The organism is Gemmatimonadota bacterium (assembly GCA_026702745.1).
Lineage (GTDB): Bacteria > JAAXHH01 > JAAXHH01 > JAAXHH01 > JAAXHH01 > JAAXHH01.
Genome location: JAPPBT010000026.1, coordinates 11,553 through 33,475, shown reverse-complemented (window position 1 = coordinate 33,475; position 21,923 = coordinate 11,553). Strand labels below are relative to the sequence as shown.

Sequence of the window (21,923 nt, the reverse complement as noted above, 5' to 3'; positions counted from 1 at the left end):
GCGCCTCGACACGATGGTCACGGTCGTGGACGCGGCGAGCTTCCTGCGGGACTACGCCGCCGCCGATGCGCTCCAGGAACGCGGTGAGTCCCTGGGCGAAGATGATCACCGGACGGTAACCGATCTGCTCACCGACCAGATCGAGTTCGCCGACGTCATCGTGCTCAACAAGCTTGATCTCGTGAGCAACGAACAGGCGCTCGAGGTCGAGGCCATCGTGAAAGCGCTCAACCCCGGCGCCGAGATCCTCAGGACGACGCACGGACAGGTCCCGCTCAAACGCGTGCTCGATACGAACCTGTTCGACTACGAGAAGGCGGAGAGTTCCGCCGGCTGGATTCGAGAGCTTCAGGGCGAGCACACGCCGGAGACCGAGGAGTACGGGATCTCGAGCTTCACCTACCGGACGTCGCAGCCCTTCGACGCCGAGAAGCTGTGGGCTTTCCTGCACGACGACGAGAACTGGTACGGCGTGCTCCGCTCGAAGGGCTTCTTCTGGGTCGCCGCGGACCATCGGGTCGCCTACGAATGGGCGCAGGCCGGCGGCGGCAGCACCGTGAAACCCCTGGGGATGTGGTGGGCGGCTATCCCTCGCGAACACTGGGGGCATCCGGAGGATCAGCGACCAGACCGGCAGCCGGGCTGGCATCCCCGCTTCGGCGACCGCGCGCAGCAACTGGTCTTCATCGGACAGCAGATGAACGAGGAGGCGATGCGCGCCCGCCTCGACGCGTGCCTGCTCGACGAACACCTCGCCGCTGCGGACAGCAAGGTCTGGGCAGAGGCACCAAATCCGTTTCCGGAACTTCAAATGGCCGAAGAGCCGGCCTGACCGACTCGGCCTCATTCCTGTCGCAGGAAAAGGAGTGTACATGTTGATTAACACATCGCCCCGTCGCCCGGATCGCGAACGGGTTCGATACATCAAGGAGGCGTTGCGCGAAGCGCTGAGCCTTTCCGATGATATTACAGTCACGGTCACCGAACTGGCGTGCCTCGAAGAAGGTTGTCCGCCCGTCGAAACCGTGATCGGCCTGCTTCGGCCCGATGCGCCACAACTTCAGTGCAAGCTGCACAAACCCATGGACGCCGTTGACGCCGCTGACCTGGTCCGGGTCTGCAGGACATGGGGTTTCGACGCGCCGTCAGCCGTCCCTGAATACCCAGCAAACCCATAAAGGAGAAACCTGATGATCTCGCCGCAAAAAGTACCTGTATCCATCCTCACCGGCTTCCTCGGCTCCGGGAAGACGACCCTGCTCAACCGGATCCTGACCGAGGAGCACGGCAAACGTATCGCCGTCATTGAGAACGAGTACGGAGAGGTCGGTATCGACCAGGCCCTCGTCATCGACGCTGACGAAGAAATCTTCGAGATGTCGAACGGCTGTATCTGCTGTACGGTGCGCGGAGACCTCATTCGCGTGCTCAGCAATCTCATGAAGCGCCGCGACAAGTTCGACTATGTGCTGGTGGAGACCACGGGGCTCGCCGATCCCGGTCCGGTGGCCCAGACTTTCTTCATGGACGACGAAATCCGCGACGAATACGCCCTCGACGGGATCGTCACGCTCGTCGATGCCGCCCACATCGAGCAGCAGCTCGGTCGAAGCGACGAAAGCACCGAGCAAATCGCCTTCGCGGACGTCCTGGTGCTCAACAAGACGGACCTTGTCGACGACGAGGTTCTCGACAGGCTCGAATCGCGGCTCCGGGAAATGAACCGAATGGCCAGAGTCGTGCGCAGCGAGCGGGCGGAGGTTCCCGTCGACACGGTGCTCAACCTCGAAGCCTTCGACCTGGACGATGTGCTTGAGCGTCGTCCCACTTTCCTCGAGCCCGAATACCCCTTCGAATGGACGGGCGTCTATACGCTCGGTGCCGGCCGGTACGAGCTCAGCCTCGCCGAGGGGCCCGATCCGGCCATGTCACTCGTCGTCGTGCCGGACCAGGGCACGGATGACGCCGCCCTCCGTGAAGGCGCGGAGTGGTGTGTGCGCAGGTACGCCGAAACCGCGGAGGACCTTGGTCCGGGCGAAGAGATTCCTGTTGGAAAGCATGTAAACCTCGAGCTCGACTCCTCGGGGCGCAAGTCCTTCTTCCTGGAGGTTGACAGGCAGACGCGGGTCGGCCTCTTCGCCCAGCACACCGCGGATGAATTCGATATCCAACTGAGGAACGCAGACGGCGTGACCATCGCGCATGAGGTCGAGCGCACCTGGGTCGCACAGCATGAGCATGACGACGAAGTGGGCTCGATCGCCATCGAGCATGAGGGCGATGTCGATCCCGACCGGCTCAATATGTGGCTGGGTGAACTGCTCCGCGAACGGGGGGTGGACATCTTCCGGATGAAGGGCTTCATCAGCCTCGCGGGCGAGTCTCGCCGGTTCGTCTTTCAAGGAGTTCATATGCTCTTTGACGGTCAGCCGGATCGCGAATGGGGGGACGATCCCCGACACAATCAACTCGTTTTCATCGGCCGCAACCTCGATGAGCAGGACATGCGGCAAGGGTTCAATGCATGTCTGGTCTGAACGTCGGCAACCCGAGCGGTGTGATTCGCGACGGTTGGTCTGCGTCGGTCGGTGATTACGCCATTGCCGGGGGTTGGATCCTTCGCGGTGAAGCCCTGGTGATCGGTGACTCCGCGGGTAGCGTGTATGCCTTCGACGGCAAGTCCGGCGCGACCCGGTGGACAATTAACGAAGTTCATGAGGGCGGTTTGCTCGCGGTGGCGATCCACCCGGGAGGAACCGCCTTCGCTACGGCCGGGCAGGACGGTCGAGCCTTGATCTGGCGTGCCGCCGAAGGCCAGGCAAGCCAGTCTATCGAAGTCGGAAACAGTTGGGTTGAAAACCTGGCGTGGTCGCCGGACGGCCGGTGGCTGGCGGTCTCCTGCTCCAGGCAGGTATTCGTATATACCGTGGACGGCACGGAGGTCTGGAGATCGGATGCCCATCCCAGCACCGTCAGCGCCATCGCGTGGTCCGGCGCAGATGAGTTGGCGACGGCCTGTTACGGTCGCGTGACGTTCTTCGACGCGTCCAGCGGCGAGTCTCACCAGAAGTTGGAATGGCAAGGGTCCCTGGTGTCCATGGTATTGAGCCCGGACGGGGACATCGTGGCCTGCGGCAGCCAGGACAATTCGGTGCACTTCTGGCGCCGCGACACGGGGAAGGACTCCATGATGTCCGGATACCCGGGCAAGCCGTCGGCCCTGGCTTTCGATGGCACCGGTACCCTCCTTGCCACGGGCGGAGGGGAGACGGTGACGGTCTGGAGCTTTCGGGGACAGGGTCCGGAAGGCACGCGGCCCGGCGTACTGGAATATCATGTTCAACCCATCACGACGCTTTCCTTTGCTCCCGGCGCGATGTGGCTGGCATCGGGAGGCCGCGATGGGGCCGTCGTTGCCTGGTCGCTTCAGCATGACGGCGAAGGTCGTTCCATAGGGAGCGGGTTACTGGCGGATGTCGTTTCCGACGTGTACTGGCGGCCGGACGGGGGTGCCCTCGCCGCGCTCGATGCGCAGGGCGGCGTGACGGTCTGGAGAGTGAAGAACTGGTGAGGCCCGCACGAAGCTTCCGCCGCTGGCTCTATCTCGGCCACCGCTGGCTGGGGATCTCCATGTGCCTGCTCGTGGCCATGTGGTTTTTCTCCGGCGTGGTGATGATGTATGTCGGTTTTCCGTCATTGACACGGGCGGAACGCCTCGTTGCACTGCCGGAACTTGAACAGGACAAACTGCGGGTCGGACCTGGCGAACTATTGCAGCGCCTTGATCCTGCGCAGACCATCGAGGAACTGCGCCTTACCTCCGTGCTTGGACGGCCCGCCTGGCTCATGCGAACGGGTGATGGCACGCACCATGGCCTATTTGCCGACACCGGCGGTGCGATCGGCAAGATAGAAGCAGAAGACGCTCTTCAGGCAAGCCGGGTTTACGCCCACGCAACCGGCCTCTCGTCGGCGCAACCGGCGCTCAAGGCGCTCCTGCTCGTGGACCAGTGGTCCGTGTCCAGCAGCCTCCATCCTCACCGGCCGCTATATTCGGTGGCGCTTAACGATCCAGCGGGCACGGAACTCTATGTCTCCTCGGTGACCGGGGAAGTGGTGCGGGATACCAGCGCGCTGGAACGCGGCTGGAACTGGCTGGGAGCGAATCTTCACTGGATCTACCCGGTACAGCTCCGCCAGCATGTCTCTATCTGGCACTGGGTGATCGTGGTGCTCTCAATCGCCGGCCTGGTATCCATCGTCACCGGCGCGGTTGTCGGCGTCATGCGCCTGAGATTCCGCAGGCGTTACCGCGGCAGCGATGTGACCCCCTACCGGGGCACGCTGAAACTACACCATGTGCTGGGGTTGATTTTCCTGGTACCCCTGACCACCTTCCTGCTCAGCGGCCTCCTGTCGATGAACCCCTGGGGGGTGTTTGACGATGACATTCCCTTCGGCGATCGACTCGCCGCCTACCGAGACACGCCCACCGTCGGCGCCCTCGCCGCCTATCTGGACACGCCCACCATCGGCGCACTCAACGTCGGCGCCACCCAGGTCGGTGCTGGCTCCATCGGTACGTTCCATGTCGATGCGGTCTCCAGCGGCACGACCCATGTCGGTGCGCTCGCCGTCGGCGCCGCTACCGTCCGCGGCCACCTGGCCGGGGTGGTCTTCCCTTCACCCGGTCTCGGACTGGAAATGCCGTCTGGCCGCGGCCTGAAGTTCCCGCCAGAAACGCGCGAACTGGTGTGGCAATGGCTGGGTGGATCACCCTATGCCTATGCCGTCACCGGCGACGGCCGACGCCAATTGCTGACTTCATCGGAGCAGGGAAGTATCGAGGTATCCGTCCTCGCACAGATAAAGAGGGGAATGGCCGGTCACCGGACCGTCTCTATCGAACGGCTTACGGATTACGATCTCTATTATTACTCCCATCACCAGCGGTGGCGTCCACTGCCCGTGTTGCGAGTGCGCTTCGATGATGCCAACGCAACCTGGTACCACATCGACCTCACCACCGGTGAGCTGATCAATCAACTCACGGAGACCGGACGCACGAAACGCTGGCTTTACAACGGTCTTCACAGCCTGGACTTCGGCTTTCTCATCGACAATCGCCCCGTTTGGGACGTGGTGGTGATCGTGCTGTGCAGCGCCGGTTTCCTGTTCTCATCAACCGCCGTCATCGTGTCCTGGCGGCGCCTGCTACGTATCCGTAAACGTCATCGTGCAAGAAAAGCATGAATGCTCAGACCCAACGCATCCGCGAAAAGCTCAGCAGGCACGACGCACTGGCTACGGGCCGAGGCGATGTGCTTGGCCAGGTCATGTGCTGCGAAGGCTGTTGCTGCGGTCAGACAGACAAGGGGTTCCCGTCCTTTCCCCGCGACTGGCTCAAGCAGCAGTGGAAAGAAGAAAAACTGAACAGGTCGGTGCAACTGACGATCTCCGGATGCCTTGGTCCGTGCGACCTGGCCAATGTCTTCTGCGTCATCTCGCCCGGGGGGATGCAGTGGTTTGGCGGCCTCCAGGAACAGTGGCATTACGACCTGCTTCTGGCATGGGCCAAAGCCTCCCGGGATGCGGGTGTGCTGCTCGAATTGCCTGCCGAACTGAACCTCCACCGGTTTGAACGGTTCGCCGTTTCCCACCACCATGAGAATGGAGTTGACCCGGTTTAGTGGACACGTATAACTTCCTGTGTCTATATGAGTGCCACTTTTCCGGGTTCATGGTACCTTTGCGGCGGCCATCCGCCGGCGGATGGCCGGCCTCGTTCGCTCCGGCCACAAGCAAGTAAGCCACTGAATTCGCAGTGCAAGCATCGCTCGTTTGCCATCGAGTGGGAATGATCCCTTGATCCTCCAGGAATACCTCGCCGCCCTGCCCATGGGCGACCTGAAATCCATGGCCGTCACCCTCGGCGTGCAGCCCGGCATGATCTCCCGCGCCCGGCTGATCCGAGAGATCACGGACCAGGTCTTCCAGCCGGGATACATCGATCAGTGCGTGGACGAACTGAACGAAGAAGCCCGGGAGATTCTCCTGGCCATACTGTCGGCCGGAGAGGCGGGCCGTGTCTACGACACGAGAAACCCCTCCAATGACGGGTTGATCGAACAACTCCACGGACTGTTGAATCGGGGGCTTGTGATCGGCCGGCGACCGGCGTACCGCACGGTCGACTTCACGGTGCCGGAAGACCTCCGCGACATGCTGATTCGAAATTTCACGGACCGGCTGGCGGGGTTTTTCTCGACGGAAGCGGGGAAATCGGAAGACGCCGAAAGCCGGGATCTCACCGCGGTCCGAAACGTCTTCGCCCTCGTGAACGGACTGCGCCATAACCCGGCGCGGCTTACGGACCGGGGCATGCCCTACAAACGGGCGCTCGATGCCATGATGGATCGTCAGGAAGCCGCGACGAACGGCTTGCCGGATTCGGCGGAGGAGATCACCGGGCAGATGCGCTTCGTCATGGACTATGCGCAGTGGCGCGGACTGACGTGTGTAGAGGACGGACGCCTTCGCGCCGACTACGAATTCGAATCGTGGCTCGAGCTGCCCACCACCGAAAAACTGGCGAACCTGTTGTCCTTCTGGCACGCACGGGACCGGGTCCGTTCCCCCGCTATATCCGCGCTGCCGGGCATCCTTCAGTTGTGCGTGGGTTTCGCCCAGGTGGACCTGGACCAGATCCTGCGCTGCGTGCTGACCTGTTCGTCTCCCCACGTGCGGACGGATGCCTTCAGTGACGAGGAAAGAGCGGAAATCCTCGCCGCGCTCCGCGAGCTCGAATGGATCGGTCTCCTGCGTCAGTATGACGGCAAGAACGGGGCCGGAGGCGGCCTGGTGATCACGCCGGCGGGACGGCACGTGTTCGGCGGGGAGGGCTGGTCGGACGAGCAGGCCTGGAGCACGCGATTCGTCGTCCAGCCCACCTTCGAGATCATCGCGCCCCGGGACCTGGACTTGAACATCCGGGAAAAACTCGAACGCTTCGCCGACCTCGAAAAGGTCGATCTCACCCTGACCTACCGGGTTACCCGCGATACCATCTATCGGGCCGCCAACACGGACATGTCCGGCGCGGACGTCAACGGTTTCCTGGCGGACCATTCCGAGAAGGACGTGCCGCAGAACGTCGCGTACTCGATCCAGTCGTGGGGCGATGCGTACGGCCAGGTGTACTTCATGGAGACCTTCCTCCTCCGGACCGCCAGCGCAGAAATCGCCAGCCACATCAAGGCCCACGGGGAACTCGCGCCATATATCAAGGGCGAGGTAGCGCCCGACGCGCTTATCGTGGAACGCAAGATGTACCGGGAGCTGATGGACCTGCTTCAGAAACAGGGTTACATGCCGAGATCGGGGATCGTCGGACCCGCGGAGGCCGTTTCGGGTCCCAACGCCGGAGATGCGGTACAGCGTGCCCGGCCCGGCAGTGGGAACGGCCTGCGTTCAGACCCAAAAGAACCGCGGGAGCATAGCGGTCAACCTGGCCGAAGCGATCATTCCGAGCGAGGCGGCCATTCCGACCGAAGCGTTCATTCCGATCGAAGCGATCATTCCGACCGAAACGATCCTCCCGCGGACGGCGCGCAGCCTGCACCCCCTGAATCCGAACAAAAGCCGGTCCTCGGATTCGGGGACTGCCTGCCCGGCTATCAGCTGCACAGGGGATCGAGCGGGGCCGACCGGAACGCACCGCACATCGAGCAGGCCGCCAACCTGCAGTACCTGTCCCCCGGGCAGACCGAAGAACTCCTGGAAATGGCGGTGAAGAACAACCACCGGGCCGTCATCGAATACTACCTGGGCAACCGAAGCCGCAGCTTCCTGCACCGGATCAAGCCCATCCGCATCGAACGGACCCGGGGCACGCCCTTCATCGAGGCGCACCGCATACCCGAGGGCGACGTGCACGCCTTCAAGATCGCGAACATCCGGGCGATCCGGATCGTATACGAGTACGAGGAACAGGCAGGCGGCAGCTGAACGGCCGCCGGCCGGAGGATCAACCATGCATACCACGCTGATCGACGCACACACGCTGAACCGCCATCACCAGGACCCGGACTGGCGCGTGATCGACGCCCGGTTTTCCCTGGCCGACGCGGGGCAGGGCGCTCGTGAGTACGGTGAAGGCCACGTGCCCGGCGCCCTGTACGCCCACCTGGACGACGATCTGTCCGGTCCTATCGTGCGTGGAGTGACCGGTCGGCATCCGCTGCCATCGGTAGACCGGGCCGCCGAGGTCTTCTCGCGGTTAGGGATCGACGGAAGCGTGCAGGTCGCGGTTTACGACGGTGCGGGCGGTTCGGTGGCCGGGCGGGTGTGGTGGATGCTCCGCTGGCTGGGCCACGACGCCGTCGCCGTAGTGGACGGCGGCTGGCCGGCCTGGACCGGGGCGGGACTGCCGGTTACGCAGGAAGTAGGGGAAGTGGCGCCGCGCACCTTCGTGCCCAACGTCCGAGCACACCTGGTCACCGACGTGGACGGCGTCGACCGACACCGGAAGGACGCGGACTGGGCCGTCCTGGACGCCCGCACGCCGGAACGATTCCGCGGCGAACAAGAGCCCATCGATCCCGTAGCCGGCCATATCCCGGGCGCCACATGCGCGACTTTCGATGCGAACCTGGGGGAAGACGGACGCTTTCGCTCGCCGGAGGAACTAAAGCAGAGATTTGAAGAGTTATTCGGCGGGGTGCCGGCCGACCGCGCTATAAACTACTGCGGATCGGGCGTATCGGCCTGCCACAACCTGCTCGCTATCGCCCACGCGGGCCTGGGCGATGCCGTACTTTACCCCGGTTCCTGGAGCGAATGGATTACCGACGAGGACCGGCCGATTGGGACGGGTGAGGGTTGAGGTACCTAAACCCCATTAACAACAGCCAAGGACTTAAACGATGTATCTTCTACATCACCACTCAGTACCTTGGTTGAAGACAGAAACAAGCTCTGATACGTCTCTATTTAATAGCCCTGCATATTCTTGAAGTACATTCTCATAGCTAGTTTTCATGCTTTTTAAATCACCACCAATGATATAAAAAAGTAGTTGTCTTGCTACTTTCTGCTGAGTAGGTCCGCCGATCATACGTTGGTTTGTTTTGTCCCAGAGTAAACCAACCCATGGTGAATTTGATATTTCCATTGAGACCCCGGAAATCCGTTTAATCGCTTCGTCTTCCGACAGACCAGTTTCCTTTGCTTTTCTAACCACATGTGCAACAATAATCAAACCAATAGGCCGGAATAGTAGGTGTCCCCCTTCTCTATGTCGATAGAGTTTGGCAGTATTGTCACCCGTTTGACTCTCTAGTACACTTCTCAACGGGTTAAAATGCTCTGCCATACGGTCCCAGAATTCCACACAGTTACCGTAAAACTCGGATATGACGTCATCCGAAGGTCGAAGACGTTTGAATTCATTCCACTTTCGACCTTCAAGTCGGAACAAGATGTCCAACACATCATAAAGCGTAATTATGGTTGTGAAACTTCTGTTGTCCCGTACTCCTATTGCTTTTGTTTTTACTAGCGAAACTTTCTCATGAAACAAGGGATGGTTCTCGACCAGTTCTCTAGTCGCTATAGCAACTATATCATCTTCATCTAGAGCAACTATATCACTTTTACTAACAGGTTTGGCATAGCGATTTAGTGTTGTAAATAACCGTCGGGTTCTCTCCATGCCTTCAGCATCATTACGATGTGCAACAAATATAGCACTTACTTCCTCTTCTTTGAACTGTACGTTCTTATTTAGAGTCTGACGTATGCCCATAACTCGGTGCTGTCCATCGATTGCATATAGTTTCTGAGTACCATCAAACCTTAGAAACCCAACAATCCCATCGTACTCTTCGGGTATCTCATCACCAACATACTGAGGGTTCGTACCTATAGCTAGTTCATACCAGTCTGGGGATCCACCATATACACCTACGACTATTGAGTTAAAAAAACGTTGAGGTTGGTTCAATATGTAATCAGAAATTTGTTTCGCTCTATTTGTAATCTGACGTTGTATCATGTCTTTTAATACATTGCTTGTATGTATTTCTTCTGCAATGTCTATCATACCAACTACTTGTTCAAATCTCAAAATAGTCACGTAGTATACCCAGTCTCCCATATGAGCTTTAAGGGCTGGTATAATAAGCTCTCTATTCTTTTTCATCAGAATGCCCCAATCACGCGACGTATTCTAGCAGGAAATTGATCATTGCAAGGTGGTAAATACGCATTAATTAGTTCCTCCTCTATTTTGTTGATTTGTTCCGCTTCCCTTATAACGGAACAACAGAAATACAAATACCCCCGATACATTCTAAGTAGTCGAACGATTTTCGGACGTCTAGAATCATTGTTCTGTTCGACAAAGTACTCGCTAAACCTCTCGCGAAGAGTTCGTTCAGTTTTACCTATGTACATCAGATATGAACATGCAGGATGTGAAACGAGTCCCGGTCGAATTACGAAACTATAGATACCAGGACTGCTAGGTATGTTTTCTATTTGGTCGTTCTTAAATGGATGCGTGACCCAAGAAAAGGGTTCTTGCAATTCACATGCCTTCCACTGGCGGGGCCAAAGATAGAAACAACGATGATGAGCTTTAAGTTGATTCTGTTCCTCAATAAGGTCTGTGTCTCTCATTCAGTTTACTCAATCCAGAATAACGCTCTAAGTAAATGGGGATTTAACTGAAACTGCTTATGATCCCGCTGTGGTATTAGAAATAGAAGTTTAGAAATGAGTGAATTGAGCCGTGCAAGATCATACATTCTGGCAGTTCATTGCACAAAGGTCGGCTCATTGTCTAAGCCTTCTCAGTATCTATATCTTTTGGGCTTTTATTAGCTTGATGGAATCGCTAGCTGTTTCGTAGTGATCTGAAAGAAAGTACGAAAACCATCTCTCAAGTACTTGGAGTACGTCACGAGGATTGTATTTACCTTCCTCAATTCCGACTGCCGTCAAAATCGCATGCAGTTCTGTTTCCGAAACTTGACCTTCACTATCGATTTGACGAATAACCCGGTCAATTAGTGGGGACTGAGCAATAGTAGCTGCTACAATTGCACGAAACCCGTCTTCATCTAAACCTGGGAGAGCTCCAATAACTAAAAGTTCATCTTTCATTGTATTCAACGCGGATCGGATGACATCCAGATTTCCGCAATAGACACTATAAAGTTCCTCAGGATTTCTTGACTTTGGAACCCAGTTGGGTGGTAGTGGTTTCAATGCTGAGATCATCTGGGCATTGGTAAAATCCACTGACGATTCTTTTAGCTTCTTGAGTAAGTGCTCTAGCCTCGCGTGGTGTGCTGCCGTTACTTTTACCGCTCCAGACATCAATGAACTTTCAAATTCTTTCATACGGTCTGAATTACGCGAAACCGTTGTTAGTAATTCTAGATTTGCAGGGGTTTTCCAGCCAAGAGCAGTTAGGGTAACATTCGCAGAGCCAACCAAACATTCGTCGTCGACTGCAAAATACTTCGCATGAAGATCCTGCCGAACGAACAATGGAATCCCATGCGACACAGTGAGATCGTAAACAGCTAAATCTGAAACGCCACTGAGCAGATCCGATGGCCGCCACCTAGTAACCACGGTTGTTTCTATATCAGTCGGAATAACGTCTATCAACCGTATCAGTGCTTCAGAGCGGATAAACGGAGCGGCTATCAATACGTTGTATTTAGCTCCATTTAGTATTGAGGATACTTCGTCGCCTAGTTTCATCTACTGTTCTATAACATCTAGAAATTTACGAGCTTCTCTGCCCCAATCCATGCGAACATCGCTGATTGTTTCCTTCATACCCGCAGGGGCTTTATCTTCGTATCTTGCCCAAGCACACAACAACATGCGAAGGGTGAATTCAGCTATATTTAAACGTTTAGCCAATTCTCCTACTTCCTGTACTTCGTTTTCAGTTCTCAAGACATCGATCAGGTGTTCATGTACAGGATGTCTATCATTTAGCCATACTTCGATCACGTCACTTACCGACTCCACAGTAAAGAAAGCATCCTTATGATCCAATGTAACTCCCTTTATGAGTACACGACGACCGCTAGAAACTGTTTTATGTGCAGTTTCTGTAGCGGTATGCTCATCGACTTTAAACTTAGCAATGGACTGTGCAATCTGATGTATTTTCTCTTCGTCAGTCGTTTTTGGCGCTAGATCACTATCGCCAGTCTCCCCCTGTTCTGCCTGTTCATTTATTACCTTAGTAGCAACATCCTCTATTTCTTCTTCCGTCGTAGGATGGCGTGAAGTCCCGGTACCTTTCCGTATTTTCCCACGCTCACGTCTCATCCTTCTAATTTGGTCATCGATCCAAGTCCAGATCTCAAATAAGTGATGTCGGGGATCGGATTCTAACTCTAATCGTTCTAGTAACAAACTATATGTTTCATTGGAGGCCGCCATCTCCTCCCATTCGAAACCAGCTCCCTCCGTAAAAATGTGTGCGTGTTGTTTGTTATTTACAACACCGAATATCTCGTCGAGAATAGGATCAAATTCCACTTCTACGGACCACCAACGTTCCTCTGGTTCATAGTTGTTCACCCAGTCCAAACTGAGTTCAAGTTCTCTATTAGCGCGAACAATTGAGATTCCTTTGTTTCGATCCGCATGCTTACCCCACGGAGACTTACCTGGACTTGTGTATGACTGTGGCCACTTTACTTGGGACAGTGATTCATTTATTGCGTCCGGTGAAGCTAGAGTACAACGCACATGTACCGTTCCCTGAGTATCATCGACCGGAATTGTCCATTTTCTCTCGTTGAACAGTTGAAACATTGGTCGATCTTGAAACGGTTTAGGTGTCGAAGATGGTGCCATCAAGTAGAGAGGATCATTTGGCTGACAGTCGAACCTACTTTGGCAATCCAACTGTTGGTCACCAGAAGCAAGGACCAAGCTGATTTGTACCTGATTCGTCGCCAGGAACTTTCGATAAATCCGTCCGCAAAGGTCCGCCGTTCGCGTAAGGGTTTTTACCCCGCCCATCCACCTTACTCGATCAAGGGTACTCCAAACTACAAGGGTACCGGTTTGTGATAGGGAATTCTGAACAACATTACGCCACCGATCGGGGACGATCTGAGACGTTGGTTCTGGAACGTCCTGCCTGCCATTTCCCTTAATATCGTCCAGGTCCAAGTAACAATGGATCGCATTGTCTGGTCCGTTCTGCCAGGTCCATATGTCAACTCGTCGACACTGTGAGATGGAAGATTGTGGGAGCCCTACACCGAAACGTCCGATCCCTCTTTTGCGACGATCAGTTCGTGTCCCGTCACCAAATTTCAGGGCGCGCCTAAGGGTAGTTTGGTCCATTCCTTCGCCATTATCGGATACCGCAATTTCACTGATTCGAGCTCTGGAATATGATACATTTGGATCTGGTGGCTTCTCAACAGCTATAATCTCAATTAAATCAGCTTTAGCCTCAACTGAGTTGTCGATTAATTCAGCTAACGCGTGATCCGTGTTCTTATATCCACTATCGCGCATTGCCTCGATAGTTAGGTTTGCTGAGACAATTAAAAAATCCAACTCCTGTTGAATAGACTGAGATTCAACTACGTGGCTTTCCATACATCCTCCCAATTCATAAAGGCTTCTGCTACGTCTCCAAAACCAGGTAATGATGTATCGACAACAGTTACGACCTCACAATTTTCCGTACCACCAGCTTTCGGTCCACGAATAATACGACCCACCATCTGACTATATAAGACCAGTGATTTCGTCGGTCTCGCGATAAGTGCTGCACTAGCGGATGGTGCGTCAAAACCTGTAGTTAATACACCGAAGTTTATTAAAATCCGAGAGGGGCCTCCTACACGTTTGAAGCGCTGTATGATTACATCCCGTTCAACGACATGAGTTCCGCCTGTAACCACGTCTGCATTAAGACCAACACCTCGACATATACTTGTTAAAAGCACCGCATTACTTACGGAAGCAGCATATACCAAGATTCTTGAATGGTTGTCAGACAAGTTAATTAGTCTTTGAACTATTCGAAGGTTACGACCCTCGTCTTCACCTAGACGATTGGCTATCGCGTCTGGTAAATCCAATGCCTGTTTAATATCAGCAACGTCATGATCAGATAGTCGAAGCCCAGGTTCCACATTTAATAATGAGAAACTAACTTTGGCCAAGTAACGATCGTCTGTAAGTTTCTTTATGGGATTTGCACCCTCAACTTCAATAGTTACTTTGTTTCCAAAAAACAGATCTGCGACAATCGCATCTTGCTCAGGATCACCCCAAGTGCGCCCTGGTGTCGCACTTAAACCAAGCAGCGGTGTCTTCGAACCGCGTGTCGTCACGGTCTCAACAATGTCCATATAAGTGTTTGCCACCGCCTGATGAGCCTCATCGAAAACTACAAAGGTAGTTCTGTCACCGAGATCCCAAAGCTGTTTACGATTTAACCCGTAAGAATGTAGCTTTGCCAAACCCGCGAAAACAACACCATCTGTGACTTCTCCAATTGGTGGATCATAATTGGACCAGAACCGTATACATTCAACCTCTCGATCTCCTACGACATTCCACAAACTCATAAACTCAATCGCCGCCTGTTCGAGTAGTTCTCGAGTTACTGCCAACCACAAAACAAGACCTGAAGAACGGTTTCTAAGGTGGGATGCAACAACGCTCATCGCGGTTCTAGTTTTGCCAACACCGGTCGGTAAATGTAACATTACACGTCCATCTTCGATGTATAGGTATTTTTCTACTGACGCTGCAGCTCGTTTCTGATGCGGAAACAGTCCTCTATTGGGTCGTACGGTTACAGATGCTGCAGTTTCGTCTGTGTATGCTTCAGGTGTTGTCGGTACTCCGAAAAAGCCCAAAATCGCACGCCGTACCGCTGGTTCTAGGGTTTCCACCGACAGTAAGCGATCAATTCCGGTATCAGTTCGAGCTTCCAATTCTGCTATTTTCAATTCTGGCAGTACTTCAATTAACACCTTACGGCGTTCGAGATCGTCAACCGCGAGTTCTACCGAGAATGCTTTACCAAGTGTATCATCTCTATTCGTGCCAATTAACCTTTCAGGATCGACAGCTTTGATTAGATCCAGAACACCTGGTGGCAAGAGGCTCGCGGCAGCATAATCATCCAGTTTTGCAAAAACTTGCGCAGGCCTATATCCAGGGGATTCCACATTTGATAGTTTTATCATTTGTGACACGCTAGACACACCTTGGATTTTCCATACAAATCATCGATGTCTATTGGCTCCGCATCCGGCCGGAGTGGATTCACTTGACGAACTTCACACATTCGTTCAAGTCGCCTTTGGTGGTCTTCTTTGATCTGCGCGATACGCTCTGGTCTTGACAGATCATCTAACGACTCGCCTTGACTCCATGTAAACGGCGAACCGTGGTCCATCGCAGTCTTTTCGTACTGCTTGGCTTCCTCAAAGTAATCAGGATGGCGTTCCATGAGTCGTACCCACTCGATCTTCTGCTGGTAGAAACAGAATGTACACCCGCTGCGTGTTCTCCACTCATAGTATGCGGGAAGTCCGAGCCCAACCCCATCGAGGATCTCCAATACACCTGGTTTATCTATACCGGCATCTTTGAAGGGTAGTTTAACGATCAAATTCTCGTGTTTGGATGAATACCCCTCCCGGTATTGTTCATCCGATCGTATGGCAACATAACTGCAGATTGTCGTGCCGGCGTCTAGCGATGGCTTTATCCATTGCTCAAAAGGACGTAACTTTAATTGGCGGGTACACCAGCGGGTTTGAGGTGACGGCAGGAAATCGTTGTATTGTTTAAGCCAGAAATCGAAGTCGCGATCTGGGTTAAGCCGTACGATGGGCTTGCCAAGAAATCCTTCCAGCTTAACCAGGAATTCATACACCTCAGGGAGTTCCTTGCCGGTATCGGTGAAGAAGTACTCGATATCGAGATCTGGGTGATTCTGCCGCATGAATACGGCTAGTGCGGCGCTATCCCGGCCGCCAGACAAACCGAGTACATGTCGAATCTCGTTTTCTGCCTTCACGACACTTCTTTCCTTTTTTTTGGTTTCATCATTTGTCTTGAATCACCACTGGGATCAAGCCGTTTCGACATCAAACTCGCAAGTGCGGCAAGGATAACGTTTCTCCGTTTCTCTCCACTTTCATCCAGAACTTGATCGATGCGATCGATGAGTTGCCCTACTTCGGACTCGTCCATATCGGAGACATCGAATTCATCATGAAGAGGCATCCCACGGCGACTTATGTCAACGACAACTGCCATTGAATGTCTCTTGTCGCGGCGACCTTTAACCCGGGCAAAAGCCTCAGTATGGACGAACTGCTCCGCCAATTCGGCAAGTTGTAACGCAGCTTTATCTACGTCGGAATCGACCCAGTTCCGTGTCGGTTTATTGACTGCCATTCCGGCGATATCCTCTATCTCAGCATTCTTGCCATGGAATCTCGCGAGTCGAATGATAAAGGCCTCCAAACGATGATCTCCGCTGACTTCGCGTATGTTTTCGGCACGGTCGCGCAATTCGGAGAGCATGGACGTCGAAGTATTGGGCACACGAAGTTCGCCAAGAAGCAAATCTCGAAGACGATTCAGCATCGTGGGATACGCAAGCTTTAGCTCCCGCAACCCCTCACCCACAAGATTCGCAGCCTGCCGTCCAGTGGGACCTTCACTTGTATCAACGCCATCGTCATCGACACTAGGTATGTCGTCGAAGATTAGTCTGTTCGGGTCATTAGCTAATTTGAACAACTGTCTTATGCGTTTGGCGTTTGATGAGAGTTGCTGGGTTCTACCGACCCACTGAGGTAACTGATCATATATCGCCACCAGGCCACGAGCTACATCCAGGGGTTCAAGATGGGTCAGTGGGTTTTCTTCATCCAGTTCGCGAACGACCTGAGCTAAATCGGCAAGGAGGGCGCGCGAAGTATCTGAGAGTTCCATCCATCGTAGCTGTATATCTGCTGGATCTCTAACAAGAAAATCCACATCGAGTTCGGAGATTTTAACCTGAAATAACCCATCGCGGTAAAGTGCCAGATTACGCTGATTCGAAATGTAGAAAGCGACGGAAAGCACCGGCAACAATCCTTCCTTTATACCGAATGGTGGTCGTCGCCATACTTCATAAATCTCTTCCACGGTGACTCCCCGATGTGCGTTTGCCGTCAATAAACTCAATGCTGCATTCCAGGCCGGCCACAAGCGACCCGGATCGTCGCTGTCGTTACTCGGAGCCACAAATCGCCAACCATCAATCGTCTCATGGTACAAACCGGTAGCATCCAACACCGACGCAAAAAGCCCACCTTCCGCAGGGTACCCTTCAATGCCTAGTCGGGTTTTGCCTTCATTGGCTACCATGAGACGAATAAGGATGTTTCTTGCAGCAACAGCGCTACTGGATGATTTCGTACGACCAAGGAGTTCGTTAAATATGCGAGGAGCATAGTTGAAACGACTGTCAGCTAGACTTGATGCGACCATGTTTAGCCTGGAGTATGGAAGCTCGACAGGTACAGCGCCATTACGATACCACAGTGCACCGTTAAACGCTTGATCAAACGAATCAGACAAACGATTCTGCAATTCGTCTATATGCGCTTGAACTTCCATCCGTGCGACCCGGTCTCCCTGGAGTTCGGGCATCTGGTCCCGGACCCATTCTAATGCCACGAGTTCGCGCAACTGTGTAGGGATTCCACCACTGTGCTGGGAAAGACCTACGACGATGTCCCAATCCCTTGATTGTTGAACGATCTCTTCACAAACTTTTTCAGCCAACTCCTCTGACTCTGATTGGGTTGCGATTGCCAGAATAAAACATCCAATCGCGCCATTCCTAGGCTGATACTCACGAGTCGCGCAGTCCGCTTCAGCTAAAGGCAAAACTGTGGTATCGAACCATCGCAAGGCACCGGTTTCGTGATAGTGACGTTTCGCAATGATGGGTTGAAATTCGAACTGTTTTCTAAATACTGACGCATTCATCTCCCCAATGTTCTGGTGAGCGTTTTCTACGGCAGTATCAATGTCGAAATCACTACCTTCGTATATGGAGAACGAATCCGCAAACTTTCGATAGATGACAAACGACCATCTATCTAGATCTTCCAGTTTGTTCTCGATTTCGGCAATATAATCTGGAAATACAAGCTTCAGCAGTTCAAGACTTCCGCCCAATGCGGACCGGTCCTGGAACATACCGATTACTGCCAGCACTTTGAGGATGCGTAGATGCACGTCGTCGCCACCGACTGCTTCGCATCGCTCAATAACCTCAGCAGCAAGGGCCCAACGATGTCCGTCGGGTGATGCCAGGATGGATGGCTCAAGATTAACCCTTAGGTAGTCCCAAAGCCTGTCGGGTTCGTAGACAGCTTGATGTTCAGCGTTTCTCAGGAAATCATGGAAACCGAACGGCTCAGCGGAATTGAGAAACGCAAATATACTGCGTTGATTCTGGCCATAACGTCGGCGTGATATGGGACCTAACAGACAGGCGACTATAGGATGCAGGGGCCAACATTTTTCGAGCGTCTGCTCGAAGTCAGGTATCGTATCTCGTTTTACCAGGGCTGCTGTATTTGCTGCAAGAATCCTCGCAGTGACGGGTCTGTGGTCGCATTCGATTGCACGACTGATCAGGTCTATTTGTTCATCGAGGTCAACGTTAACCGCAAGGTCAACGAATCGTCCTTGGATTTTGGACCACTCGTCGCGTGATTCTCGGGTAAGCCGGTGGGCATACTCCTCGAATGCTTGATGCAGGATACCAACGACGATGAGCCGTTTACCACTCCTGGAAGCCCGTTCTGCAAGTTCCTGAAACAGAAAAAGATCCGTATTGTCGTTCGCGGCGCCCTCAAGGAATTTCCCCATCTCATCGATAAAAACAAGTAGGCCACCGTAACTGCGTCGGTCACTTTCGGCTATTTCTTCAATCGTGTCGAGGACAGTTCCATCGGTCCAATTCTCTGTCTTAGGACTGGTGGTCAGTTTACTTGACCAAATTGCTTCTCCGATTACCTGTGCCGGGCGATCTCGGCGACCGACGACCGGTAAAACACGCCAGCCTCTGGTCCGAGGTTTTAGCGTTCTTCGAATTTTCTCATATGTTCGCTCACCAAGAATCTGCTTAGTATGATCCGAGTTACGCTGCTTTCTCTTAAGTGCCGCAGAAAGTGCAACTACCAGACTGGATTTTCCACTGCCGTAGGGACCTGTCCAGGTGAACGCACCCTGACCGTTCTCATCAATGTGCTCCACCATAGTTTCTAGAATTCCGGCATACGACCTGGGGCAGACGAATCCTTCCAACGCCGCTGGATTACCGATATCCGTGTCGATGCGGATCGAACGTTGAAACCGTCTTGATATACGCACCTGATCGGCGAGTGCCATTAGTCGGATTCCTTTAAACTAAGTTCCATAGTCTAACCTGATAAAATCGGATCCGTCGATCCCATCGAATTCGAAATCCCGCACGATCTGCTTCAGACCGGCTGTTTCTGACCAGGTGTACCGACCTTTACTTGAATCCTCGAGAGCATACAGACGATCCGCCATGTCGTTTTCATCCAATTGAAAAACCCGACCTGGACTTCCCGGTTCGTGGGCAAGTGCTTCGAACGAAAGCGTTCGCGCTGAAGGTGAGTGGCTTCTCCAGAATTCGGTAACTGCAAAGGTGAATACGCCGGACCCTAGAGATGGTTTACGTCCACGAACGAACCTAAGACCATGGTGATCTTCACGAGATCTGATTAAACCGAGTTCCGTGAGCGGTGATTCCAGACTATCCTCGAGGCTAGCATTGCCTTTCGGTCCATGAGCGACATAGGTTCGTACGAAACACGCTACGTCATTCTTGATCGTAGCCTGGGAAGCTCGGGTCCATCCACGGTCATAAGCAAGTGCTGCAATGTTTCTAACAAATATGTCGCGATGAAAGGTTAGTGCAGGATAGTAGTTAAACGCCCAATACCAGGATGTCTTAGCCGGATGACTGCATAGTTTCCAGTGAATCAGCCATGCTGTATTCGGGTTCTCCATAAAGGGGTCTAAACCATCTTCGTCATCGAACAATACGTGTCCGAATGTTGTGGTGATTGGACGACCCGGGTTTTCTTTGATGACGCCTGCTGCATTCGCCCAGTGACGCATTGAGGCGACCATGTTCTTTCCGACTCCAAATCGGGCGATAGCGTCATCTGCAGAAAACACCGAAACATCATCTTCGGTGTCCTCGGCCATTTTGACGGCATCGTAGGCCTTCTTCAGCCAGCCATACCTTAGCGGGAACGTTTCGTGCCCGGACAGTTGGGGCCTGTAACCCTTTTCGTAGAGCGGGCCTCTATTCATTTGTGATTGTCAATAGGTGGGGTTTACATTGGGTCCAGTCTACTAACTACACAGACTGTTAGGATCGAATTCATGGGCGATTTGTAGCAAATTGACAATACATATGTGTTGTAGTATATAGTATTATACACAGTCAATTTACTAGAACAATCTAATTCCGAATTGTAACTACATAAAGCGATGTTTTGTCGGTTTGTTTCTGACTCAGCATAGTAACCCGGCATGCAAAACTCCGACACCATATACACTGACTACCAAGCAACCACCCCGGTAGACCCGCGGGTCCTAGCACGGATGGTCCCATTTTGGGGCGAATCATTCGGAAACCCGCATTCTAGCGATCATGTCATCGGTTGGCACGCCGATTCGGCAGTCAAAGACGCTGCAGGCTCTATTGCTTCTATGATAGGGTCCGATGAGAACGAAATCGTCTTTACTTCAGGTGCGACGGAAGCGAACAACCTGGCCCTTTTGGGATTAGCACGCCACGATGCAAATACGCGTCGACGAATCCTTGTCAGTGCGATCGAACACAAATGTGTTTTGGGCGCCGCTAGAGAGCTGTCTATGAATGAGGGAATTACAGTCGAGACTGTATCGGTAGACGGTGATGGATACCTCGACCTCGCCGAACTCGAAGAACGGATCGCAAATGATGTTCTGCTAGTTTCTGTAATGGCGGTTAACAACGAGGTGGGGACGATACAGGACGTTCAGTCGATCTGCGATAAAGCTAAATCTTACGGTGCTCTGTTTCACTGCGATGCCGCACAGGCACCCTGTGCTATGAATCTAGAGAACTTAGCCACCATTACTGATCTCATCAGCCTATCCGGACATAAGATGTACGGACCACAGGGCATTGGTGCGCTGTACATTAATCGGGAATTACATGACCGTATTGAACCCTTGCTTTATGGTGGAGGGCAGCAGGATGGTATCCGGTCCGGAACAGTTCCATTACCTCTTTGCATAGGCATGGCCGCGGCATCGGAGTTAATTATAGCCGAAGGTTGTGAAGAACGTAATCGAATTGCTCACCAAAGGGATATGTTCATCGCACTTTTACTAGAGGCCGGACTTACCATTGAAGTTAACGGCCCTACTAGCGACCAACGACATCCTGGAAACGCAAACATAAGGTTTGATGGATTCGACGCCCGTGATATCATTGCCTCCTTACAGCCGAAACTAGCTGCATCAACGGGCGCTGCTTGTTCTTCGGGCATTCCTGAGCCGTCCCATGTCCTTCGTGCAATGGGCCTGACTGCCGAACAAAGCGAAGCCTCTATCCGGTTCAGTTTCGGACGATTTACATCAGAAGACGATATTGAAAGTGCCGCGAATCTTGTCGTAATTGCCCTTGCTAATCTCTCCACTAAGAACATTTCCTGATCTCATTCTCTACTGATTTTGTTAACTTCTGAAGAGTTTTACTACAATCGCCGAGGCGTTTAATCGACAGGACTCGTTGCGATGCTATT

General features: G+C 53.4%; 16 protein-coding genes. 9 read left to right on the top strand and 7 right to left on the bottom strand.

All coding sequences use genetic code 11. From position 1 onward, the window contains the following. The 8 genes from OXH56_05020 to OXH56_04985 form a co-directional block, all read left to right on the top strand. Window positions 1–832 (top strand): GTP-binding protein (locus tag OXH56_05020; GenBank protein MCY3554665.1); only part of this gene is annotated, 832 nt, incomplete at its 5' end. 40 nt (window positions 833–872) lie between these two features. Beyond that, the gene (locus OXH56_05015; GenBank protein MCY3554664.1) at window positions 873–1,178 is read left to right on the top strand and encodes a nitrate reductase; all 306 of its coding nucleotides are present in this window, start codon (window positions 873–875) and stop codon (window positions 1,176–1,178) included. Between the two features lie 12 nt (window positions 1,179–1,190). Next, complete coding sequence (locus OXH56_05010; protein ID MCY3554663.1) at window positions 1,191–2,537, top strand: GTP-binding protein; 1,347 nt, start codon at window positions 1,191–1,193, stop codon at window positions 2,535–2,537. Beyond that, the gene (locus tag OXH56_05005; protein MCY3554662.1) at window positions 2,525–3,571 is read left to right on the top strand and encodes a PQQ-binding-like beta-propeller repeat protein; all 1,047 of its coding nucleotides are present in this window, start codon (window positions 2,525–2,527) and stop codon (window positions 3,569–3,571) included. Before OXH56_05010 ends, OXH56_05005 begins: the two co-directional genes overlap by 13 nt. Then, a complete protein-coding gene (locus tag OXH56_05000) occupies window positions 3,568–5,253 on the top strand; it encodes a PepSY domain-containing protein (GenBank protein MCY3554661.1) in 1,686 nt (561 codons plus the stop codon). The genes OXH56_05005 and OXH56_05000 overlap by 4 nt, the downstream gene beginning before the upstream one ends. Then, window positions 5,250–5,690 carry a (2Fe-2S) ferredoxin domain-containing protein gene (locus tag OXH56_04995; GenBank protein ID MCY3554660.1) on the top strand — a complete coding sequence of 147 codons (441 nt, stop codon included), beginning with the start codon at window positions 5,250–5,252 and terminating at the stop codon, window positions 5,688–5,690. The genes OXH56_05000 and OXH56_04995 overlap by 4 nt, the downstream gene beginning before the upstream one ends. Before the next feature lie 175 nt (window positions 5,691–5,865). Further along, window positions 5,866–8,007: a helicase-associated domain-containing protein gene (locus tag OXH56_04990; protein ID MCY3554659.1), complete on the top strand. Its 2,142-nt coding sequence runs from the start codon at window positions 5,866–5,868 to the stop codon at window positions 8,005–8,007. 25 nt (window positions 8,008–8,032) lie between these two features. Further along, entirely contained in the window at window positions 8,033–8,884 is an 852-nt protein-coding gene (locus OXH56_04985; protein ID MCY3554658.1) for a sulfurtransferase, read from the top strand. A gap of 54 nt (window positions 8,885–8,938) precedes the next feature. Here OXH56_04985 and OXH56_04980 read toward each other — a convergent pair whose 3' ends face one another. From OXH56_04980 to OXH56_04950, 7 genes are all read right to left on the bottom strand, one after another. Further along, window positions 8,939–10,201: a DGQHR domain-containing protein gene (locus tag OXH56_04980; protein ID MCY3554657.1), complete on the bottom strand. Its 1,263-nt coding sequence runs from the start codon at window positions 10,199–10,201 to the stop codon at window positions 8,939–8,941. A 659-nt stretch (window positions 10,202–10,860) separates the two neighbouring features. Further along, on the bottom strand, window positions 10,861–11,775 hold the full coding sequence (locus OXH56_04975) for a phospholipase D family protein (GenBank protein ID MCY3554656.1): 915 nt from the start codon (window positions 11,773–11,775) through the stop codon (window positions 10,861–10,863). After that, the gene (locus OXH56_04970; GenBank protein MCY3554655.1) at window positions 11,776–13,650 is read right to left on the bottom strand and encodes an ATP-binding protein; all 1,875 of its coding nucleotides are present in this window, start codon (window positions 13,648–13,650) and stop codon (window positions 11,776–11,778) included. It lies immediately after the preceding gene. Further along, complete coding sequence (locus OXH56_04965) at window positions 13,635–15,257, bottom strand: DEAD/DEAH box helicase family protein (GenBank protein ID MCY3554654.1); 1,623 nt, start codon at window positions 15,255–15,257, stop codon at window positions 13,635–13,637. Before OXH56_04965 ends, OXH56_04970 begins: the two co-directional genes overlap by 16 nt. After that, complete coding sequence (locus OXH56_04960; protein MCY3554653.1) at window positions 15,254–16,096, bottom strand: phosphoadenosine phosphosulfate reductase family protein; 843 nt, start codon at window positions 16,094–16,096, stop codon at window positions 15,254–15,256. The genes OXH56_04965 and OXH56_04960 overlap by 4 nt, the downstream gene beginning before the upstream one ends. Continuing rightward, window positions 16,093–19,482, bottom strand: a complete 3,390-nt coding sequence (locus tag OXH56_04955; protein MCY3554652.1) for an ATP-binding protein — start codon at window positions 19,480–19,482, stop codon at window positions 16,093–16,095. Before OXH56_04955 ends, OXH56_04960 begins: the two co-directional genes overlap by 4 nt. An 18-nt stretch (window positions 19,483–19,500) precedes the next feature. Beyond that, window positions 19,501–20,439, bottom strand: a complete 939-nt coding sequence (locus tag OXH56_04950; GenBank protein MCY3554651.1) for a DUF4007 family protein — start codon at window positions 20,437–20,439, stop codon at window positions 19,501–19,503. 222 nt (window positions 20,440–20,661) lie between these two features. Between OXH56_04950 and OXH56_04945 the strand changes: the two genes are divergently transcribed. Beyond that, complete coding sequence (locus tag OXH56_04945) at window positions 20,662–21,834, top strand: cysteine desulfurase family protein (GenBank protein MCY3554650.1); 1,173 nt, start codon at window positions 20,662–20,664, stop codon at window positions 21,832–21,834. Window positions 21,835–21,923 lie beyond the last annotated feature (89 nt).